The 20,387-nt window shown below is 42.1% G+C and carries 21 protein-coding genes; 7 read left to right on the forward strand and 14 right to left on the reverse strand.

What is annotated here, in order from left to right:
• A complete protein-coding gene (locus tag AXF18_RS02815; protein ID WP_000910910.1) occupies positions 1 to 279 on the reverse strand; it encodes a DUF6110 family protein in 279 nt (92 codons plus the stop codon).
• 151 nt (positions 280 to 430) lie between these two features.
• Between AXF18_RS02815 and AXF18_RS02820 the strand changes: the two genes are divergently transcribed.
• Positions 431 to 1,279: a putative RNA methyltransferase gene (locus tag AXF18_RS02820; protein ID WP_065371433.1), complete on the forward strand. Its 849-nt coding sequence runs from the start codon at positions 431 to 433 to the stop codon at positions 1,277 to 1,279.
• Positions 1,280 to 1,341: 62 nt separating this feature from the next.
• On the opposite strand, the gene glgP is transcribed toward AXF18_RS02820, so the two are convergent.
• On the reverse strand, positions 1,342 to 3,600 hold the full coding sequence (glgP, locus tag AXF18_RS02825) for a glycogen/starch/alpha-glucan family phosphorylase (RefSeq protein ID WP_049549819.1): 2,259 nt from the start codon (positions 3,598 to 3,600) through the stop codon (positions 1,342 to 1,344).
• A gap of 24 nt (positions 3,601 to 3,624) precedes the next feature.
• Positions 3,625 to 5,142, reverse strand: coding sequence for a 4-alpha-glucanotransferase (gene malQ / locus AXF18_RS02830; protein ID WP_065371434.1), 1,518 nt, complete (start codon positions 5,140 to 5,142; stop codon positions 3,625 to 3,627).
• A gap of 475 nt (positions 5,143 to 5,617) precedes the next feature.
• On the opposite strand from malQ, the gene AXF18_RS02835 reads away from it, so the two are divergent.
• The 5 genes from AXF18_RS02835 (at position 5,618) to AXF18_RS02855 (ending at position 11,129) form a co-directional block, all read left to right on the forward strand.
• Positions 5,618 to 6,889: an extracellular solute-binding protein gene (locus AXF18_RS02835; RefSeq protein WP_065371435.1), complete on the forward strand. Its 1,272-nt coding sequence runs from the start codon at positions 5,618 to 5,620 to the stop codon at positions 6,887 to 6,889.
• A 126-nt stretch (positions 6,890 to 7,015) separates the two neighbouring features.
• The gene (locus AXF18_RS02840; RefSeq protein WP_065371436.1) at positions 7,016 to 8,308 is read left to right on the forward strand and encodes a sugar ABC transporter permease; all 1,293 of its coding nucleotides are present in this window, start codon (positions 7,016 to 7,018) and stop codon (positions 8,306 to 8,308) included.
• Position 8,309: 1 nt separating this feature from the next.
• The gene (locus tag AXF18_RS02845; protein WP_001065651.1) at positions 8,310 to 9,152 is read left to right on the forward strand and encodes a sugar ABC transporter permease; all 843 of its coding nucleotides are present in this window, start codon (positions 8,310 to 8,312) and stop codon (positions 9,150 to 9,152) included.
• A 180-nt stretch (positions 9,153 to 9,332) separates the two neighbouring features.
• A complete protein-coding gene (locus AXF18_RS02850) occupies positions 9,333 to 10,133 on the forward strand; it encodes a DUF1189 domain-containing protein (protein ID WP_065371437.1) in 801 nt (266 codons plus the stop codon).
• A 9-nt stretch (positions 10,134 to 10,142) separates the two neighbouring features.
• Positions 10,143 to 11,129: a LacI family DNA-binding transcriptional regulator gene (locus tag AXF18_RS02855; RefSeq protein WP_001145418.1), complete on the forward strand. Its 987-nt coding sequence runs from the start codon at positions 10,143 to 10,145 to the stop codon at positions 11,127 to 11,129.
• Positions 11,130 to 11,162: 33 nt separating this feature from the next.
• On the opposite strand, the gene AXF18_RS02860 is transcribed toward AXF18_RS02855, so the two are convergent.
• The 10 genes from AXF18_RS02860 to hisS all read right to left on the reverse strand — a co-directional run bounded on the left by AXF18_RS02860 (position 11,163) and on the right by hisS (position 17,987).
• Positions 11,163 to 12,104 carry a YitT family protein gene (locus AXF18_RS02860; RefSeq protein ID WP_000806271.1) on the reverse strand — a complete coding sequence of 314 codons (942 nt, stop codon included), beginning with the start codon at positions 12,102 to 12,104 and terminating at the stop codon, positions 11,163 to 11,165.
• Positions 12,082 to 13,845, reverse strand: a complete 1,764-nt coding sequence (gene aspS, locus AXF18_RS02865) for an aspartate--tRNA ligase (RefSeq protein ID WP_065371438.1) — start codon at positions 13,843 to 13,845, stop codon at positions 12,082 to 12,084. Before aspS ends, AXF18_RS02860 begins: the two co-directional genes overlap by 23 nt.
• Positions 13,846 to 13,995: 150 nt before the next feature.
• Entirely contained in the window at positions 13,996 to 14,214 is a 219-nt protein-coding gene (locus AXF18_RS02870) for a hypothetical protein (RefSeq protein ID WP_000832179.1), read from the reverse strand.
• A 17-nt stretch (positions 14,215 to 14,231) separates the two neighbouring features.
• The gene (locus tag AXF18_RS02875) at positions 14,232 to 14,873 is read right to left on the reverse strand and encodes a CPBP family intramembrane glutamic endopeptidase (protein ID WP_000771226.1); all 642 of its coding nucleotides are present in this window, start codon (positions 14,871 to 14,873) and stop codon (positions 14,232 to 14,234) included.
• Positions 14,874 to 14,882: 9 nt separating this feature from the next.
• Positions 14,883 to 15,587, reverse strand: a complete 705-nt coding sequence (locus AXF18_RS02880; RefSeq protein ID WP_065371439.1) for a DUF3169 family protein — start codon at positions 15,585 to 15,587, stop codon at positions 14,883 to 14,885.
• A gap of 47 nt (positions 15,588 to 15,634) precedes the next feature.
• On the reverse strand, positions 15,635 to 15,985 hold the full coding sequence (locus AXF18_RS02885; RefSeq protein ID WP_033583608.1) for a PspC domain-containing protein: 351 nt from the start codon (positions 15,983 to 15,985) through the stop codon (positions 15,635 to 15,637).
• A gap of 2 nt (positions 15,986 to 15,987) precedes the next feature.
• Positions 15,988 to 16,185, reverse strand: a complete 198-nt coding sequence (locus tag AXF18_RS02890) for a hypothetical protein (protein WP_033583605.1) — start codon at positions 16,183 to 16,185, stop codon at positions 15,988 to 15,990.
• On the reverse strand, positions 16,172 to 16,360 hold the full coding sequence (locus AXF18_RS02895; RefSeq protein WP_001046120.1) for a hypothetical protein: 189 nt from the start codon (positions 16,358 to 16,360) through the stop codon (positions 16,172 to 16,174). Before AXF18_RS02895 ends, AXF18_RS02890 begins: the two co-directional genes overlap by 14 nt.
• Positions 16,360 to 16,563 (reverse strand): helix-turn-helix transcriptional regulator, encoded by a 204-nt coding sequence (locus tag AXF18_RS02900; RefSeq protein WP_000916947.1) that lies wholly within the window; start codon positions 16,561 to 16,563, stop codon positions 16,360 to 16,362. Before AXF18_RS02900 ends, AXF18_RS02895 begins: the two co-directional genes overlap by 1 nt.
• Positions 16,564 to 16,706: 143 nt before the next feature.
• Entirely contained in the window at positions 16,707 to 17,987 is a 1,281-nt protein-coding gene (gene hisS, locus AXF18_RS02905) for a histidine--tRNA ligase (protein WP_000775841.1), read from the reverse strand.
• Positions 17,988 to 18,154: 167 nt separating this feature from the next.
• On the opposite strand from hisS, the gene AXF18_RS02910 reads away from it, so the two are divergent.
• Complete coding sequence (locus tag AXF18_RS02910; protein WP_001204052.1) at positions 18,155 to 18,496, forward strand: metal-sulfur cluster assembly factor; 342 nt, start codon at positions 18,155 to 18,157, stop codon at positions 18,494 to 18,496.
• Between the two features lie 165 nt (positions 18,497 to 18,661).
• Here AXF18_RS02910 and ilvD read toward each other — a convergent pair whose 3' ends face one another.
• Positions 18,662 to 20,365, reverse strand: coding sequence for a dihydroxy-acid dehydratase (gene ilvD / locus AXF18_RS02915; protein ID WP_000137380.1), 1,704 nt, complete (start codon positions 20,363 to 20,365; stop codon positions 18,662 to 18,664).
• Positions 20,366 to 20,387: the final 22 nt, after the last annotated feature.

The raw sequence follows: 20,387 nt of genomic DNA on the forward strand, positions 1-20,387 counted from the left end.
TTATTCTCCTATAAGGCTATCTAATTGCTCTTCTTTTTTCTCTTGCTCGTACAAATATTTGGCATCTTGCAAGACATCGTCTCCATGTTGTTTCACAACAGAAACAGATGCATCTAGCCCGTCTTTCAACTTGTAAGCCTTAGCCAAAGCTTTAGAATAACCTTTTTTAGCTTCCTTACTTGCCAAGATTTTCAAACCAAGGGTACCAAATGCGACACCACCCAAAAAGAGTGATGATTTTTTCGCAACTTTTGCAACGGTTAATACTTCTTTTAACATACTTATTTCCTCCTTATCATTATTATATAGAAATTTAGATATAAAAGCAATTTTATTCTATAAATTGGAGAATTAGTTTTATTTCTACTGAATCTCCCATCTACTTATTTCTAAAGTTGCTTTCATTTGCCTCTTTTGATACACTTAAACTATGAATACAAACCTCAAACCCAAACTTCAGCGTTTTGCTTCTGCGACTGCCTTTTCCTGCCCTATCTGCCAAGAAAATCTGGCCTTGGTAGAGTCTAGCCTCAAGTGTAGCAACCGCCATTCTTTTGATCTGGCAAAATTCGGCTATGTCAACTTGGCTCCGCAAATCAAGCAATCTGCCAACTACGACAAGGAAAACTTCCAAAACCGCCAGCAAATTCTTGAAGCTGGTTTTTATCAGGCTATTTTAGAAGGTATCTCGGACTTACTAACAACTAATCCATCCGCAAAAACAGTCTTGGATATCGGTTGTGGCGAAGGTTTCTACTCTCGTAAACTCCAAGAAAGTCACTCTGATAAAACCTTCTATGCCTTTGACATTTCAAAAGACTCGGTCCAAATCGCAGCTAAAAGTGAACTCAACTGGTCAGTTAATTGGTTTGTCGGTGACCTGGCTCGACTTCCTATAAAAGACGCCAGTATGGATATCCTGCTCGACATCTTTTCACCTGCCAACTATGGGGAATTCCGTCGCGTTTTATCCAAAGATGGCATCTTGATCAAGGTCATCCCGACTGAAAATCACCTCAAAGAAATCCGTCAAAGGGTACAAGACCAGCTGACAAACAAGGACTATTCCAACCAAGATATCAAGGAACATTTCCAGGAATACTTCAGCATCCAATCTATCCAAATAGCTTCCCTAACCAAACCCATCACAGCCGAGCAACGCCAAGCTTTACTTAGCATGACCCCCCTTCTCTTTCATGTTGACCAGACCAAAATTGCCTGGAGTCAACTGACAGAGATTACCATTGAGGCAGAGATTTTGGTTGGGAAAGCACTGTAAATAAAACTTTCTGATAAGACAAAACCCGCACCTTCAAGGTACGGGTTTAAGTTATGTAATTATTAGTTCAAGTGCCAGATATCTTCGTTGTACTGAGCGATTGTACGGTCAGATGAGAAGAATCCTGCTTTAGAAATGTTAACGATGACTTTATCCAACCATGCGTCACGGTCTTCGTAGTCAGCAAGCATTTGCTCTTTGACTTTGATGTAGTCTTCCAAGTCAAGGAGAGTCATGAACCAGTCTTTTTTGATCAATTCGTTGTAAAGACGTTCCAAGCGTTCTTTCTTACCTACTGCAAGAACAGCATCGCTCACAATGAAGTCAACCAAAGGTTTGATAGCTTCACGAGCATAGAATTCGCTTGATTTGTAAGCTGCTTTTGCGTAAAGGTCGATAACAGTTTCTGAATCTTCACCAAAGATGTAGATGTTTTCGTCGCCAACCAACTCAGCGATTTCCACGTTAGCACCGTCCATAGTACCAAGAGTCAAGGCTCCGTTCAACATGAATTTCATGTTACCAGTACCTGAAGCTTCTTTAGAAGCAAGTGAGATTTGTTCTGAGATGTCACATGCTGGGATAAGGAAGCTTGCTGCAGTAACGTTGTAGTTTTCAACCATTACGACTTGCAAGTGTGGAGCTACTGCTGGATCGTTTGCAATCACTTCTGACAAGCAAAGGATCAAGTGGATGATGTCTTGGGCGATTGTGTAGGCAGGAGCTGCTTTACCACCAAAGAATACTGTGATTGGACGAGCAGGGATGTTCCCAGCCTTGATGTCAAGGTATTTGTGAATCACATACAAAGCGTTCATTTGTTGGCGTTTGTACTCGTGGAGACGTTTGATTTGGATATCAAAGATAGAGTTTGTATTGATTTCCACACCTTGGTGTTCTTTCAAGTGACGAGCCAATTTGCGCTTGTTGTGAGCTTTGATGCTTTCCAATTTTTCTTTGACAGCAGCCTTGTCTTCGTATGACAAGAGTTTTTCAAGCTCATCCGCTTCATGGTGCCAACCCTCTCCAATAATCTCATCCAAGTAGTGAGACAGTCTTGGGTTGGCATGCATGAGCCAACGACGGAATGTGATACCGTTTGTTTTGTTGTTGAATTTTTCTGGGTAGATGTCGTAGAAAGCTTTCAACTCTGAATTCTTCAAGATTTCAGTGTGGAGTGCTGCTACCCCGTTAACACTGTATCCGTAGTGGATATCCATGTGAGCCATGTGTACACGGTCGTTTTCATCAATGATTTGAACAGCTGGGTCTTTGTATTCTGCTTTCACACGACGGTCCAATTCTTTGATGATTGGTACCAAGTGAGGAACCACTTCTTCCAAGAATTCAAGAGGCCATTTTTCAAGGGCTTCAGCAAGGATTGTGTGGTTAGTGTAGGCAGTCATGCTACGTACGATTGAGATTGCTTCATCAAGCTCGATACCACGCGCAGTCAAGAGACGGATCAATTCAGGGATCACCATTGATGGGTGAGTATCGTTGATTTGTACAACTGCATAGTCCGCAAGGTCATGCAAGTTGCTTCCTTTTTCGATTGCTTCGTCGATGATCAATTGCGCACCGTTTGAAACCATGAAGTATTGTTGGAAGATACGGAGCAATTCACCTTGCTTGTCGCTATCGTCTGGGTAAAGGAAGAGAGTCAAGTTGCGAGCGATATCTGTCTTGTCAAAGTTGATACCATCTTCGATGATAGAAGAATCAACTGAATCCAAGTCAAACAAACGCAAGCGGTTTTTAGTAGCTGTTTTGTAACCAGGTACATCGATATCGTAAAGAGTAGATGTCAATGTGAAGTGTGCAAATGGCACTTGGTAGCTACGGCTTGAGCGTACCAACCAGTTTTGTTCTGTCAACCAAGCGTTAGGAATTGTTTCTTGTTGGTTGTTTTTAAGAACTTGTTGGAAAAGACCGAAGTGGTAGTTCAAACCAACACCATCACCATTCAAACCAAGTGTAGCGATTGAGTCGATAAAGCAGGCTGCCAAACGTCCCAAACCACCGTTACCAAGTGATGGTTCCAATTCTACTTCTTCGATTTCGATCAACTCTTTACCTGCAGCTGCAAGTTCTTTTTTCACATCGTCGTAAAGTCCGAGGTTAATTAAGTTGTTTGACAAGAGTTTACCGATCAAGAACTCAGCTGAGATGTAGTAAACTTTTTTCTTACCAGTGTTGACTGGTTTTTGGCTGCTAGCAAGCTTGCTGTAGTTGAGAAGAGCAAGGTAAAGCTCTTCATTGCTACATTCTGCAATAGTTTTATTGTAACGTTTTTGTACAAATTCGTTTAATGGTAACATGTTTATGTGTCTCCTGATATTGTCTTATTTCTTTAATTCTACCAAATTTTCATTGATTCGGCGATAAATTGTAGTCAAGTCAAGCAAAGTTTCTTCAACAGCTGGTGTGAGTTGGTCTGCTGTCATACGCCATGACCAGTTTCCACCAAGAGTAGATGGGAAGTTCATGCGAGCTGCCTCATCTAGCTCTAGCAAATCTTGCATGGTTGCAATAGCCATGAAGCTAACTGATGAAAATACTGTGCGAAGCATTGCGTGTGGCACTGTTTCGTACTCTTTACGGTTCGTGTAACGAGCCATGTATTCACGAGTTGGATCGTCGATCTCATTACGGTACCAACCAAGAACTGTATTGTTATCGTGTGTTCCTGTGTACATAACAGAGTTGGCAGGTGCCAAGTGTGGGCTATCGATACTTTCGTCTTCTGGGTTGAAGGCAAATTGAAGAATCTTCATTCCTGGGAAGCCAGTGCGTTCACGCAACTCGATGACTTCATCTGTCATGAAACCAAGGTCTTCTGCGATGATGTTTAGCTCACCAAGCTCTTCCTTAACGGCTGCAAAGAGTTTGTAGCCAGGACCTTTCACCCATTTACCAGGTGCTGCTGTATCGGAACCAGCAGGAATTTCCCAGTAAGATTCGAAACCGCGGAAGTGGTCGATACGAACGATATCGTAGATTTTGAAGCTTTCGCGCAAGCGTTCAATCCACCATTTATACCCGTCTTTGTCCATTGCTTCCCAGTCATAGATTGGGTTCCCCCAAAGCTGACCAGTAGCAGAAAACTCATCTGGTGGGCATCCTGCGATGCAGGTTGCTTTACCATTTGCATCTGTCTTGAATAGATGTGGATTTGCCCACATGTCGCTTGAATCTTCCGCAACATAGATAGGCATATCTCCAACAATCTCGATGTGGTTGTCGTTAGCGTAGGCTTTCAATTTCAACCATTGTTGGAAGAAGAAGTATTGAGTCACACGGTTGTAAACCAACTTGTCTGCCAATTTCTCACGGTAGCTTTCAAGCGCTGAAGCTTTACGAGCACGAGCATCTGCATCTGGCCATTCTGTCCAAGCAAGATTGTTAAAATGCTCTTTGATAGCCATATACTCTGCGAAGAGTTCAAGCCATGATTGGTTGTCTTGAGCAAACTTCTCAAAATCCTTGACATCCCCCACTTCCAAGAAGCGTTTCACTGCTTTTTCTAAAAGTGGACGACGTGCATAATAAATCTTCGCATAGTCAACTTCAGATGCATCGCTACCAAAGTCAACACCTTCGAGATCGCTAGCTTCCAACAAGCCTTGCTCTACCAAGATATCAAGGTCGATAAAATGCGTATTTCCAGCAAAGGCTGAGAATGATTGGTATGGAGAATCTCCATAGCTTGTTGTCCCAAGAGGGAGGATTTGCCAGTAACGTTGCTTCGTACGAACCAAGAAATCAACGAAATCATAAGCAGTCTGGCCAAATGATCCAATCCCGTATGCTCCTGGCAGAGAAGAGATGTGCATCAACACACCACTTTGACGTTTTTTCATAATAGCACCTCATGTGTTTGTTATAAAACGTTGCGCAATTAAGGCGCAAACGTTTGCGTTAATTTAAGTATAACGCATTTCAAAAACAAATGCAAGCGTTTTTAAAAAATTTTTTTGAATTATTTTAATCAAACAAAACTTGTTGCCACTGATATTTTATGAAATAAGCGAAAAAATTTTAAAGATTTTCTGATTTAAGATAATTCATTCCCAATATCTGCTCTATTTTCTGAAAAACCGAGCCGAATTTACGCAATCGTTTTCCTAATATATTTTCAATTCAAAAAAAAACAAATATTTTAAGTTCTTTCCTATATATGGGCTTTAACAAATGTTTGAAACCTTAAAATTTTTTTAAAAATTTTCCTAAAAACGCTTGCAACCGTTTTCTATTTGTGCTATACTAAGTTCGTAAAAGAAAACGTTTGCGTTTTCTCATTAAATTATTTTTGTTATTCTTTAGGAGGAATACACTATGTCATCTAAGTTCATGAAGAGCGCTGCTGTGCTCGGAACTGCTACTCTTGCTAGCTTACTTTTGGTAGCTTGCGGAAGCAAAACTGCTGATAAAGCAGCTGATACTAGCTCATCTGAAGCAAAAGAAATCACTTTCTACGTTGAAGACCAATACAAAGCCTACGCTGAAAAAGTTGCTGCAGCTTATGAAAAAGAATCAGGTACAAAAGTTAACATCAAATCAGGTGACCAACTTGGTGGACTTGACAAACTTTCTCTTGACAACCAATCAGGTCAAGCTGCTGACGTTATGATGGCACCATACGACCGCGTAGGTAGCCTTGGTACTGACGGACAACTTTCAGAAGTTACTTTGAGCGATGGTGCAAAAACAGATGATAAGACTAAATCTCTTGTAACAGCTGCTGACGGTAAAGTTTACGGTGCTCCTGCCGTTATTGAGTCTCTTGTTATGTACTACAACAAAGACTTGCTAAAAGAAGCTCCAAAAACTTTTGCTGAATTAGAAGAACTTGCTAAAGACAGCAAATACGCTTTCGCTGGTGAAGATGGCAAAACTACTGCATTCCTAGCTGACTGGACAAACTTCTACTACGCATACGGACTTCTTGCTGGTAACGGTGGTTACGTATTCGGACAAAACGGTAAAGACGCTAAAGACATCGGTCTTGCAAACGACGGTTCTATCACTGGTGTCAACTACGCTAAATCTTGGTATGAAAAATGGCCTAAAGGGATGCAAGATACTGAAGGTGCTGCAAACTTGATCCAAACTCAATTCCAAGAAGGTAAAACAGCTGCTATCATCGACGGTCCTTGGAAAGCTCAAGCATTCAAAGATGCTAAAGTAAACTACGGTGTTGCTACTATTCCAACTCTTCCAAATGGTAAAGAATACACACCATTCGGTGGTGGTAAAGCTTGGATCATCCCATCAAGCACTAAGAACCTTGAAGCTGCACAAAAATTTGTAGACTTCCTTGTTTCAACTGAACAACAAAAATCATTCTACGATGCAACTAACGAAATCCCAGCTAACACTGAAGCTCGTTCATACGCTGAAGGTAAAAACGATGAGTTGACAACAGCTGTTATCAAACAGTTCAAGAACGCTCAACCAATGCCAAACATTTCTCAAATGTCAGCAGTTTGGGATCCAGCTAAAACTATGCTCTTTGATGCTGTAAGTGGTAAAAAAGATGCTAAAACAGCTGCTAACGATGCTGTAACATTGATCAAAGAAACAATCAAACAAAAATTTGGTGAATAATTGAATTCGTTACAAGGGGGGAGAATACAAATCCCCCTTTGATTTTATAAATTTACGAATGATTGCAGTTGCCTATCTAGTGATTGGAGACAAACTTCAATCTCGTATCCTATGAAAGGAGTATTCATGGAAAACCAACAACCTAGCAAAGCAGCCTTGCTTTCAGTGATTCCTGGGTTAGGACAGATTTACAATAAACAAAAGGCCAAAGGTTTTATCTTCCTTGGTGTAACTATCGTATTTGTTCTTTATTTCCTAGCACTTGCAGCCCCTGAATTGCACAATTTGATCACTCTTGGTGACAAGCCAGGTCGTGATAATTCCCTCTTTATGCTGATTCGTGGTGCTTTCCATTCTATCTTTGTTGTCGTTTACTTGCTCTTTTACATCTTTAATATTAAGGATGCACATACGACTGCTAAACGTATCAACAACGGTATTCCCGTAGCTCGTACCTTCAAGGACATGATTAAAGGCATTTATGAAAATGGATTCCCATACCTCTTGATCATTCCATCTTACGTTGCCATGACCTTCGCCATTATCTTCCCAGTTATCGTAACCTTGATGATTGCCTTTACCAACTATGACTTCCAACACTTACCACCAAATAAATTGTTGGACTGGGTTGGTTTGACGAACTTCACAAACATCTGGAGTTTGAGTACCTTCCGTTCAGCCTTTGGTTCCGTTCTTTCTTGGACCATTATCTGGGCTTTATCTGCTTCTACTTTGCAGATTGTCATTGGTATCTTTACTGCAATCATTGCCAACCAACCATTTATCAAAGGAAAACGTATCTTCGGTGTTATTTTCCTTCTTCCTTGGGCAGTTCCAGCCTTCATCACTATCTTGACATTCTCAAATATGTTTAATGATAGTGTTGGTGCTATCAACACCCAAGTCTTGCCTCTTTTGTCTAAGGTCCTTCCTTTCCTAGATGGAGCTCTTATCCCTTGGAAAACCGATCCGACTTGGACTAAGATTGCCTTGATTATGATGCAAGGTTGGCTAGGATTCCCATACATCTACGTTTTGACTTTGGGTATCTTGCAGTCTATTCCTAACGACCTCTACGAAGCGGCTTACATCGATGGTGCCAATGCTTGGCAAAAATTCCGCAACATCACTTTCCCAATGATCTTGGCTGTTGCAGCTCCAACATTGATTAGTCAATACACCTTCAACTTTAACAACTTCTCTATCATGTACCTCTTCAATGGTGGAGGACCTGGTAGCGTTGGTGGTGGAGCCGGTTCAACTGATATCTTGATTTCATGGATTTACCGTTTGACAACTGGTACAGCCCCACAATACTCTATGGCGGCAGCTGTTACCTTGATTATCTCCATCATTGTCATCTCTATCTCTATGATTGCATTCAAGAAACTACACGCATTTGATATGGAGGACGTCTAAGATGAATAACTCAATCAAACTCAAACGTAGACTGACTCAAACCCTCACTTACCTCTACTTGATTGGCTTATCAATCGTGATTATCTATCCACTTTTGATCACCATTATGTCAGCCTTCAAGTCTGGTAACGTGGTAGCCTTTAAACTAGATGGTAACGTCGATTTTAGTTTTGATAACTTTAAAGGACTCTTCACTGAAACCTTGTACGGCACTTGGTATCTCAATACCTTGATCATTGCCTTGATTACAATGGCTGTCCAAACAAGCATCATCGTACTTGCTGGTTATGCCTACAGTCGATACAACTTCTTGGCTCGTAAACAAAGTTTGGTCTTCTTCTTGATTATCCAAATGGTGCCAACCATGGCTGCTTTGACTGCCTTCTTCGTTATGGCACTTATGTTGAACGCCCTTAACCATAGCTGGTTCCTCATCTTCCTCTATGTCGGTGGTGGTATCCCTATGAACGCTTGGTTGATGAAAGGTTACTTTGATACCGTACCAATGTCTCTTGATGAATCAGCAAAACTAGATGGTGCAGGACACTTCCGCCGCTTCTGGCAAATCGTTCTCCCTCTTGTTCGCCCAATGGTTGCGGTACAAGCCCTCTGGGCCTTCATGGGACCTTTCGGAGACTATATCCTCTCTAGTTTCTTGCTTCGTGAGAAAGAATACTTTACAGTTGCCGTTGGTCTACAGACCTTTGTCAGCAATGTGAAAAACTTGAAGATCGCCTACTTCTCAGCAGGTGCTATTCTCATCGCGCTTCCAATCTGTATTCTCTTCTTCTTCCTACAAAAGAACTTTGTTTCAGGACTTACAAGTGGTGGCGACAAGGGATAATCTATCCCCGCCACCCTTTTTCATTTTGATCTTGTTTCTAAAGTTGAAAGATTAGACACAAGACCGCAAATAGTAGCAAAATCAGCTTTTCAGTAAGCAATTTATCTACTAGACTTGAAATAAAGCACATTTCTCTATATAATAATACTCATATAGAAAACACCTTTTAGAAAGATACAAATGCTTCCATATCCATTTTCATATTTTTCAAGTATTTGGGGATTTCGTAAGCCCCTGTCAAAACGTTTTGGACTCAACTGGTTTCAACTCCTCTTTACCAGTCTCTTCCTTATCAGCTTGTCTATGGTACCCATTGCCATTCAAAACAGCTCACAGGAAACGTATCCACTGGATACCTTTATCGATAATGTCTATACACCCCTGACAGATGAAGCCATCATGGACTTGTCAGAGAATGCACAAATCGTTGATGGAAAGCTGAACTACTCAGGTACAAAGAATCAGCAGCCTTCTCTTTTGATTGGCCCAAGTCCAAGTAAGGAATTGCCAAAGGATTTGCAACTTCATTTTGATACGAAAGAACTCGTCATCAGTAAGGAAAGTAAGGAACTAACTCGCATTCGCTACCACGCCATTCAAACGGAGAGTTTCCAGAGTAAGGAAACTTTAACCCAGGCTATTTCTAAAGACTGGTACCAACAGAACCGTGTCTATATCAGTCTCTTTCTCGTTCTTGGTGCAAGCTTCCTCTTTGGATTGAATTTCTTTATTGTCTCTCTTGGAGCTAGTCTCCTCCTTTATATCACCAAAAAATCACGCCTCTTTTCATTTAGGAGCTTTAAAGAGTGCTACCATTTTATCTTGAACTGTTTAGGATTACCCACTCTGATTACGCTTATTTTGGGACTTTTTGGCCAAAATATGGCGACCCTTATCACTGTACAAAACATTCTTTTTGTTCTTTATCTGGTCACCATTTTTTACAAGACACACTTCCGTGATCCAGATTATCATAAATAGGAGATTTTTATGCCCGTTACGATTAAAGACGTGGCCAAGGCAGCAGGTGTCTCACCTTCAACTGTTACCCGCGTTATTCAAAACAAATCAACGATTAGTGATGAAACCAAAAAACGAGTTCGCAAGGCGATGAAGGAGCTCAACTACCACCCCAATCTCAATGCTCGTAGCTTGGTAAGTAGCTATACTCAAGTTATCGGCCTAGTGCTCCCTGACGACTCGGATGCCTTTTACCAAAATCCTTTCTTCCCATCTGTTCTACGAGGGATCGCCCAAGTGGCATCTGAGAACCACTATGCTATTCAGATTGCAACGGGGAAAGATGCAAAAGAGCGGCTCAAAGCTATTTCCCAGATGGTCTATGGTAAGCGTGTAGATGGTTTGATTTTCCTCTATGCCCAAGAAGAAGATCCTTTGGTTAAGCTAGTAGCAGATGAGCAATTTCCTTTCCTTATCTTAGGTAAATCTCTATCTCCCTTCATTCCGCTCGTCGATAATGACAATGTCCAGGCAGGTTTTGATGCAACAGAATATTTCATCAAAAAAGGATGCAAGCGAATTGCCTTCATCGGAGGAACCAAAAAACTTTTCGTAACACAAGATCGTCTAATGGGTTATGAGTTAGCTCTTAAACAATACCAACTTCCTATTGATCCAAATCTGACCTACTTTGCGACCGAATTTCTTGAAGATAATGGTTATCGCTTTAGTAAACTTCTCTTCGAGCATGATCCAAATATTGATGCTATTATTACTATTGATAGCCTTCTTGCTGCAGGGGTCTGTGATTACATCGCAAAACACCAACTGGATGTCCCTGTCCTCAGCTTTGACTCGGTCAACCCTAAACTGAACTTGGCAGCCTATGTGGATATCAATAGCTTAGAACTCGGGCGCGTTTCCTTTGAAACCATTCTCCAGATTATTAACGATGCCAAAAACAATAAACAGATTTGTTACCGCCAGTTGATTGGACACAAAATTATCGAAAAATAAAGACCAGCCCCAAGGCTGGTCTTTTGAGTATGATTAATTGTCTGTTTCTACGAATCGTCCTAGGATGTGGACATTTTCAGATACAGAGACAAAGGCTGTTGGATCGACCTGTTTCATGATGTGTTTAAAATCATTAAACTCTGCTCGCGTGATAACAGTGATCAAGACTGCTTTTCTCTCATGATTATAGGTTCCTTCTGCATCGTGGATCATGGTTGCTCCACGGTGCAATTTTTTATGGATTTTTGCGATTACCTTGTCAGGATTATTGGTCACAATCATGGCCTGCATTCGTTTTTGCTTTGTAAAGACCGCGTCTGTCACACGGCTCGATACAAAAATGGTAATCATAGAGTAGAGGGCGTATTTCCAACCAAAGGTCAGACCTGCTATCAGCATGATGGTTCCATTTACCAAGAAAGAAATACTGCCGACATTCTTACCCGTTTTCTTTCGAATGGTGAGACTGACGATATCTGTACCTCCGCTAGAAATATTGTTACGGAGTGCAAAACCAATCCCCAAGCCCATGACAACACCCCCAAAAAGAGCATTGATGATGGGATCCTCTGTCAAGGTCACAACTGGCACAAGCTGGATAAAGAGGGAACTCATGGATACTGTGATAAAGGTAAAGATTGTAAACTTATGCCCAATCTGATACCAAGCCAAAATCATCAAGGGAAAATTGATGGCGTAAAAGGTCAGCGATATCGGAATATAAAAACCAAACCAGTGATTACTCAAAGCAGAGATAATCTGTGCCAAACCCGTCGCACCACTGGAGTAAACGTGTCCTGGTTGAAAAAAGAAATTGACTGCTACTGCTGACAAAAAGCCATAAACCAGAGAAGCCGAGACTTTCTCATCATATTTTTCCCGAGAGATACTTTGTAAAACTCGTAAGATTTTTATCTGATAAGCAAAGCGGCGCAGATAATAGCGCCACCGCTTAATTTGTTTTGCTTGTTTCATCTTCTTCTACTTGTAAGCTGAGTTCCTCTAGTTGTTTGAGAGCGACTGTTGATGGAGCTTGTGTCATTGGATCGGTTGCCTTGTTGTTCTTAGGAAAGGCAATGACTTCACGGATATTTTCTTCTCCTGCTAAGAGCATCACAAAACGGTCAAGACCGATAGCCAAACCACCGTGTGGTGGGAAACCATAGTCCATAGCCTCAAGAAGGAAACCAAACTGGTCATTTGCTTCTTCAGCCGAGAAACCAAGAGCCTTAAACATGCGTTCTTGAAGGTCTTTTTGGTTGATACGAAGGCTACCACCACCAAGCTCATAACCGTTCAAGACGATATCGTAAGCAATGGCACGAACCTTAGCCAAATCACCTTCTAATTCGTGAGCTGTTTCTTCCTGTGGAAGGGTAAATGGATGGTGGGCGCTCATGTAGCGGTCTTCTTCTTCAGACCATTCAAACATTGGCCAATCAACCACCCAAAGGAAGTTGAACTTATCGTTATCAATCAAGCCAAGCTCTTTGGCAATACGTCCACGAAGGGCACCTAGTGTTGCATTCGCCACTTCAAGCGTATCCGCCACAAAGAGAACCAAATCCTTATCTTCAAGACCAAGTGCTGCAGTCAAGTCTGCTTGGATCCCAGTCAAGAACTTGGCAACTGGTCCGTTTAATTCTCCATCCACAACCTTGACCCAAGCAAGACCTTTGGCACCATATTGTTTGGCTACTTCAGTCATCTTGTCGATGTCTTTACGGGAGTAGTTGTCTGCAGCTCCTTTGACTACAATGGCTTTAACGGCAGGTGCTTCTGAAAAGACTTTGAAATCAACACCTCTAACCACTTCTGTCAAGTCCTGAAGCAACATATCAAAACGAGTATCAGGTTTGTCAGAACCGTAAAGAGCCATCGCGTCATCATACTTCATACGAGGAAATGGAAGAGTTACTTCGATGCCTTTTGTTTCTTTCATCACGCGCGCAATCAAGCCTTCTGTGATATCTTGGATCTCTTGCTCCGTAAGGAAAGACGTCTCCAAGTCGACCTGAGTAAACTCAGGCTGACGGTCACCACGCAAGTCCTCATCACGGAAACATTTAACGATTTGGTAGTAACGGTCAAACCCAGCATTCATCAAGAGTTGCTTAGTGATTTGTGGACTTTGAGGAAGAGCGTAGAAATGCCCTTTATTGACACGAGATGGCACCAAATAGTCACGCGCCCCTTCTGGCGTTGACTTCGAAAGGAATGGCGTCTCCACATCGATAAACTCCAACTCATCCAAGTAGTTACGGATAGAGTGGGTCACCTTGGCACGAAGCTTAAGGTTTTCTAGCATTTCTGGACGACGAAGGTCAAGGTAACGGTAACGCAAACGTGTATCGTCATTGGCCTCAATCCCATCTTTAATCTCAAAAGGTGTTGTTTTGGCTGTATTAAGCACTGCCAAAGCTGTCACGTTCAACTCAACTGCACCAGTCGGCAATTTATCATTAGCTTGCTCACGCGCAGCGACTTGTCCAGTCACCTCGATGACAAATTCGCTACGAAGGCTTTCAGCTGTTGCCATAACCTCTGCAGAGACTTTTTCAGGGTTGATAACCAACTGCATGATTCCTTCACGGTCACGAAGGTCGATAAAGATCAAACCACCAAGGTCACGACGACGGCCAACCCATCCTTTCAAGGTCATTTCTTTTCCGATGTGTCCCTCACGAACACGACCAGCATACATACTACGTTTCATGTTTTCTCTCCTCTTTTATTCTGTTACTATTTTACCATAAAAGCGCAGGCTCTTCATGAAAATCAGCAGAAAAGTTTGATTGTCTTTAGAAATCAAAACGAACAGACAAAAATCCGATGAAAACGTCATCGGATTCTCTGATTATGATTCTTAACCTTTTTTACGCTTTTCAGCAATCTCAGCTGCCTTTTTAGGCAGGACAATCTCCGTCGCATAAGCTGTCCCAAAGCGCAAGACACCTGCAATAGGGGCAAAGACGACTGCTAGATAGTTATAGAAGAAATCTCCCTTGAAAGCATAAGCTAGCGCTCCAATGATGAAAAATAGAACGACTGCTTGAATCACTGCTAATAAAATTACTCGTTTCATGTGACCTCCTGACTCTATTATAGCATGAGTATCATCAAAAAGCCGATTAAATTATTCAAAGCGTGGAGAGAAATGCTGTAAAGAAGACCTTTTCGGCTTACATAAGCCAGACCCAAACTTAATCCCAGACTAGCATAAACTAAAAACTGTTGCAAAGTTCCTGGAAAATGAATCAAGGCAAAAAGCACACTCGATACGAGGAGAAACAGAGCTGTCTGTTTGCCGTTGTTCTGCTTAGGAAAGAGATAGCGCGCTAACATCCCTCTAAAGATGAGTTCTTCCGTCAGAGGAGCAAAGACTACCACCATAAAGAAACCAAAGACAGGCTGAGCAACTGTCAGTTGTGATACGATTTGTTGATTGACTGACGGATCTTCTGGCAAAAAGAACTGGGCTGTAATCGCCACTAGCAAAACCAGAGTAGGCAACCAGATATAACGATTAAAAGCTGTCGTCTGGATGCTAACCTTTTCTGTCTGATACCATCTGTAAACTCCATAAACATAGGCCCCTGACAGAGCGATATAGAGTGGCAAGACTCCAAAGATCGAAGCCCCTAGGTCAAGCGCTGATAAAGCCATACTCTGAATCAGACCATAGCCAAAGTAAAAGGATAGGACAGCTAGAAGAAACCAGCCAAGATTTTTAAGTAATTTCATAAAAGACTCCTATTTGAAATAACGTTTTACCATAGGTAATTGCATCACATTGATATAAATATGGATCGCTCCTACAAGCAAGAAGGCTAGTAACTGAATCTCTCCTGTCAGTAAGGAAAAGAGAACGATTAGAAAATAGAGAGTTGGCAGGACATACTGGTTTAATTGGAATAAAATTCGAAAACTCTGTTCTAAATTAGCCTTGCGCTCCCCTTCATCGTAGGAGTTTATATAGTCCAAGACATCTTTTGGTGTAGAGAAGAATTCCAAATCAAACTGACGAACGATCGCAATGGTCTTATAGAGATATTTTTGAGCACTGAAAATCATCACTAATGCCAAAAAAGAAAGAGATAAGGTTATATAGCTGATATTTAGTACAATTACTTCACTACCTGAGATGAAAAGAGCCAAAAAAATCGCTACGCCTGCACTATTAAAAGCAATAGTTCCAAACTCGAGATTACGATACATTTGTACATAATAGGTTTCATTCAGATCATCATCCATTTCCTCTTGATACAAGGAGTGAAATTTTCTGCTTTTCTTTAAGAAATCGAAAGTCAAAAACATACTAATGAAACCTAACAGTAAACAAATAGATGATATCCATGGAATCACGATTTTGACATCTAAAATGGTTCCATAGTTTTCGGTATAGGCCTTAAACATCCCTGCAAACATGCCCAAGAAGCCTCCCAAGATCAAAGCCATTAAAAATAACAATCCACGTTTCTTTTTCTATTCATCCTCTTTCTAAACTAAACCAATCCAACTAACCACTGACCAAACACTTTACCTGATTCATAAATAGCTGTCAAGCCCTCTGTTCCAAGTGATACTAAAATCAAACAAACAGCAAACAAGAAAATAGCTTGGTTTCTAGCTTTTTTTGCTCCATCTCCCAAGGGTTCATTGCCAAGCCAACCTGCTAGATAGGCATAGAGAGTTACTGTTATAATCCCAATCTCTGTCGAAGAGAGAAACAGCAAGACTGTCACCAAACGAACGATATTGGCTTGAATGTTAAAATAATTTCCTAAACCTGCACAAACACCTGCAAGTTCTTTGTGCTCAGTATCGACTTGAAAACCTGCTAAAAACTTTTTCATATTCATTCTCCTTTTTCACTTGCTAGATTTTTGGATTTCTTTTCAATCCAGTCAACTACTGGGATGAGAGCAAAGTAGGTCCAAACAAATTGGTCGCTTTGATATGGATTAAACCAGCCTAGGTCCATCCCAATCAGTAGAAATACGCTGACTAATAGAGCTATGGCAACTACATAATAGATTACTTTATACTTGTTCATCATTTTTCTCCTTTTTCTTCAACCGATTGAAAATGGACAAGAGGACTAAATTAATCCAAAACAAATACTTACTTTCAACAAAATAGAACCAACCCAGTAATGTTCCAATCATAGCAAAAGCATTCACAATAAAGGCAAAAACACTCATATAATAAATCACTTTATACTTGTTCATCACTCGTCCTCCTCTATCCGAAATACCGACTCGACTGGTTCATTGAATATCTGCGAAATCTTCAGGGCGATCACAATGGACGGGGTGTATTCGTCCCGTTCTAGTAGGCTAATGGTCTGTCTGGACACGCCAGCTAGTTTGGCCAGCTCTGTTTGATTGAGACCATCGCGAGCCCGAAGCTCTTTTAAACGATTTTTAAGCATTCCTTTCTCCTTCACTCTTAACTTGCTTACATTGTAACACATCTTTTTCTTTTTGACAACTATATTTGTCAAAAAGTTTATGATTTTTGTCATTTTGCAAAAGAAAACGGTCAGGAGTAAGGTCCTGACCAGTTTTTCTACTATTAAAAGCCTAATTTTTCAAAGATGTCTGAGAAGTTTTGGCTGATGGTCTCAAGGGATACTTGAACTTCTTCTCGTGTTTGGTTGTTCTTAACCGTCACTTGTCTGCTTTCGACTTCGCTCTCTCCTAGCGTGATGAGGGTCTTAGCCGCAAAGACATCGGCTGACTTGAACTGAGCTTTGAGCTTTCGGTTGAGGTAGTCACGTTCTGCTTTGAATCCTTGTTGGCGAAGGGCTTGTACCAATTCCAAGGCCTTGACATTTGCTTCTTCACCCAAGACTGCGATATAGACATCTAGGGCATTTTCGATAGGGAGGGTTACACCTTGCTTTTCAAGGATGAGAAGCAGGCGCTCTACACCAAGTCCAAAACCAAATCCAGCAGTTTCAGGACCACCAAAGTAGGCAACCAAGCCATCGTAGCGACCTCCTGCACAGACGGTCAATTCATTGCCCTCGATTTCAGTGATGAATTCAAAAATCGTGTGGTTGTAGTAGTCCAGACCACGCACCATATTGGTATCGATGATATAGTCTACACCCAGATTTTCCAACATCTGACGCACAGCATCAAAGTGAGTTTGGCTTTCTTCATCAAGGAAGTCCAAGATAGACGGCGCATTCTCTACTGCCACCTTGTCATCTTTTTCCTTAGAGTCCAAGACACGGAGAGGATTTTCCTCCAAACGACGTTGGCTATCCTTCGACAGGGTCTCCTTGAGTGGTGTCAAATAGTCGATCAAGGCCTGACGATAAGCCGCACGGCTCTCAGGATTTCCGAGAGTGTTGAGGTGTAATTTGACACCTTGGATGCCGATTTCTTTCAAGAAATGAGCTGCCATAGCGATGGTTTCCACATCGGTAGCTGGATTGCTAGAGCCAAAACACTCAACACCAATCTGGTGAAATTGGCGTAAACGCCCTGCCTGTGGACGCTCATAACGGAACATAGGGCCCATGTAATAGAACTTACTTGGCTTTTGCACTTCTGGTGCGAAGAGTTTATTTTCCACATAGGAACGGACAACGGGCGCAGTTCCTTCTGGACGGAGGGTGATATGGCGGTCACCCTTGTCATAGAAGTCGTACATTTCCTTGGTTACGATATCAGTCGTGTCCCCGACAGAACGACTGATGACCTCGTAGTGTTCAAAAATAGGCGTGCGCACTTCCGCATAGTTATAGCGCTTGAAAATTTCACGAGCAAAGCCCTCAACGTACTGCCACTTGGCAGACTCAGCAGGTAAAATATCCTGCGTTCCTTTTGGTTTTTGTAATTTCATTGGGAATCCTCTTTAAACTTAATAGTCTTATTTTACCATAAATAGAGGGATTAAAACAGTGAGAGGAGAAAATCTCAAGAGAGTCTTTTCAGAAAATTCATCAAAAACTTGCCAAATTGTCAGAATTATGAGAAAATAGAGGATATTTATCACGTGGAGGGACTGTTATGAGAGACGATATCAAAATCAATGACCGCGCTTTGGCCTTACAAGACCAAATTATCGAAAAACTAGAGAAGGTTTTTGATACAGATGTGGAATTGGATGTGTACAATCTGGGCTTGATTTATGAAATTAATCTGGATGAAACAGGTCTCTGTAAGATTGTCATGACCTTTACCGACACTGCCTGCGATTGCGCCGAAAGCCTGCCTATCGAAATCGTGGCCGGTCTGAAACAAATCGAGGGTATCGAAGATGTCAAGGTTGAAGTTACCTGGTCGCCTGCCTGGAAGATCACACGAATCAGTCGCTACGGCCGTATTGCCCTTGGACTGCCACCTCGTTAAGCAGGCAAATCACTTTTGAAGATAAAAAGAAGCAAGCCGAAGATGGCTTGCTTTTTGATACTCAATGAAAATCAAAGAGCAAACTAGGAAACTAGCCGCAGGCTGTACTTGAGTACGGCAAGGCGATGTTGATGTGGTTTGAAGAGATTTTCGAAGAGTATGAGTTTACTTTTTACCTGACTTGTCCATATTCCAGAAGTCTGTCACGGCTCCGCGTGAAGCAGATGATACGATATGGGCATATTTACCGAGAACACCACGGCTGTAAAGAGGTGGCAATGTTGTTTCTGCCTTGCGTTTTTCAAGTTCTTCTTCTGATACGGCCATGGAAATTTCTTTGGTATCTTGGTCAACCGTAACGATATCACCTGTACGGAGGTAAGCAATCGGTCCACCATCCTGAGCTTCAGGAGCGATATGTCCGACAACCAGACCATAAGTACCACCAGAGAAGCGTCCATCCGTCAAGAGGGCAACCTTGTCTCCTTGACCTTTACCAACGATCATGGATGAAAGGGATAGCATCTCAGGCATACCAGGACCACCCTTAGGCCCAACGAAACGGACAACAACTACATCGCCATCAACGATTTCATCTGTCAGAACAGCCTGGATAGCATCTTCTTCTGAGTCAAAGACCTTAGCTGGTCCAACGTGGCGACGCACTTTCACACCTGATACTTTAGCAACCGCACCATCAGGGGCAAGGTTCCCATTCAAGATGATAAGCGGACCGTCTGCACGTTTTGGATTTTCAAGTGGCATAATGACTTTTTGGCCTGGTGTAAGGTCTGCAAAGTCAGCCAAGTTTTCAGCGACTGTCTTACCAGTACATGTGATGCGGTCGCCATGAAGGAAACCATTTGCCAAGAGGTATTTCATAACCGCAGGGACACCACCGACTTCGTAGAGGTCTTGAAAGACATACTGACCAGATGGTTTCAAGTCAGCCAAGTGAGGCACGCGCTCTTGGATCGTATTGAAGTCCTCAAGTGACAAGTCAACATTAGCCGCATGGGCAATGGCAAGCAAGTGAAGAGTGGCATTTGTAGAACCACCGAGAGCCATAGTTACAGTGATGGCATCTTCAAAAGCTTCACGAGTCAAGATATCTGATGGTTTGAGACCAAGCTCCAGCATCTTGACAACAGCACGTCCTGCTGCTTCGATATCTTCTTTCTTGTCAGCTGATTCAGCTGGATGAGATGAAGATCCTGGCAAACTCATACCGAGAACTTCGATAGCAGTTGCCATGGTATTAGCTGTATACATACCACCACAGCCACCAGGGCCAGGGCAGGCATTACATTCGAGACGTTTCACGTCCTCAGCTGTCATGTCACCATGGTTCCATTTTCCGATACCCTCAAAGACAGAAACCAAGTCAATGTCTTTGCCATCAAGATTTCCCGGTGCAATAGTACCACCATAGGCGAAAATAGCTGGAATATCCATATTGGCAATGGCAATCATAGAACCAGGCATGTTCTTGTCACAGCCACCGATAGCGACAAAGGCATCCACGTTGTGACCACCCATCGCAGCCTCAATAGAGTCCGCGATGATGTCACGAGATGTTAGAGAGAAACGCATACCAGGCGTTCCCATGGCGATCCCGTCTGCTACGGTAATGGTTCCAAACTGAACAGGCCAAGCGCCCGCAGATTTGACACCTTCTTTAGCCAATTTCCCAAAATCATGCAAGTGAATGTTACATGGTGTATTTTCCGCCCAAGTTGAAATCACTCCCACAATCGGTGTTTCAAAGTCCTTATCTGTCATTCCAGTGGCACGAAGCATGGCACGGTTTGGTGATTTCACCATACTGTCATAAACGCTACTGCGGTGACGTGTATCTAATTCTGTCATTTGTTCCCTCCCATTTCAGTTT

The organism is Streptococcus sp. oral taxon 064 (assembly GCF_001683375.1).
Taxonomy (GTDB): domain Bacteria; phylum Bacillota; class Bacilli; order Lactobacillales; family Streptococcaceae; genus Streptococcus; species Streptococcus oralis_S.

Coding starts and splice junctions, on each gene's coding strand:
- aspS (WP_065371438.1), bottom strand. CDS start 13,845: ATGAAACGTAGTATGTATGCTGGTCGTGTTCGTGAGGGACACATCGGA.
- hisS (WP_000775841.1), bottom strand. CDS start 17,987: ATGAAATTACAAAAACCAAAAGGAACGCAGGATATTTTACCTGCTGAG.
- AXF18_RS02890 (WP_033583605.1), bottom strand. CDS start 16,185: ATGAACAAGTATAAAGTAATCTATTATGTAGTTGCCATAGCTCTATTA.
- AXF18_RS02875 (WP_000771226.1), bottom strand. CDS start 14,873: ATGAAATTACTTAAAAATCTTGGCTGGTTTCTTCTAGCTGTCCTATCC.
- AXF18_RS02885 (WP_033583608.1), bottom strand. CDS start 15,985: ATGAAAAAGTTTTTAGCAGGTTTTCAAGTCGATACTGAGCACAAAGAA.
- AXF18_RS02900 (WP_000916947.1), bottom strand. CDS start 16,563: ATGCTTAAAAATCGTTTAAAAGAGCTTCGGGCTCGCGATGGTCTCAAT.
- AXF18_RS02840 (WP_065371436.1), top strand. CDS start 7,016: ATGGAAAACCAACAACCTAGCAAAGCAGCCTTGCTTTCAGTGATTCCT.
- AXF18_RS02855 (WP_001145418.1), top strand. CDS start 10,143: ATGCCCGTTACGATTAAAGACGTGGCCAAGGCAGCAGGTGTCTCACCT.
- AXF18_RS02880 (WP_065371439.1), bottom strand. CDS start 15,587: ATGGCTTTGATCTTGGGAGGCTTCTTGGGCATGTTTGCAGGGATGTTT.
- AXF18_RS02910 (WP_001204052.1), top strand. CDS start 18,155: ATGAGAGACGATATCAAAATCAATGACCGCGCTTTGGCCTTACAAGAC.
- AXF18_RS02845 (WP_001065651.1), top strand. CDS start 8,310: ATGAATAACTCAATCAAACTCAAACGTAGACTGACTCAAACCCTCACT.
- ilvD (WP_000137380.1), bottom strand. CDS start 20,365: ATGACAGAATTAGATACACGTCACCGCAGTAGCGTTTATGACAGTATG.
- malQ (WP_065371434.1), bottom strand. CDS start 5,142: ATGAAAAAACGTCAAAGTGGTGTGTTGATGCACATCTCTTCTCTGCCA.
- AXF18_RS02895 (WP_001046120.1), bottom strand. CDS start 16,360: ATGAACAAGTATAAAGTGATTTATTATATGAGTGTTTTTGCCTTTATT.
- AXF18_RS02815 (WP_000910910.1), bottom strand. CDS start 279: ATGTTAAAAGAAGTATTAACCGTTGCAAAAGTTGCGAAAAAATCATCA.
- AXF18_RS02860 (WP_000806271.1), bottom strand. CDS start 12,104: ATGAAACAAGCAAAACAAATTAAGCGGTGGCGCTATTATCTGCGCCGC.
- glgP (WP_049549819.1), bottom strand. CDS start 3,600: ATGTTACCATTAAACGAATTTGTACAAAAACGTTACAATAAAACTATT.
- AXF18_RS02870 (WP_000832179.1), bottom strand. CDS start 14,214: ATGAAACGAGTAATTTTATTAGCAGTGATTCAAGCAGTCGTTCTATTT.
- AXF18_RS02835 (WP_065371435.1), top strand. CDS start 5,618: ATGTCATCTAAGTTCATGAAGAGCGCTGCTGTGCTCGGAACTGCTACT.
- AXF18_RS02850 (WP_065371437.1), top strand. CDS start 9,333: ATGCTTCCATATCCATTTTCATATTTTTCAAGTATTTGGGGATTTCGT.
- AXF18_RS02820 (WP_065371433.1), top strand. CDS start 431: ATGAATACAAACCTCAAACCCAAACTTCAGCGTTTTGCTTCTGCGACT.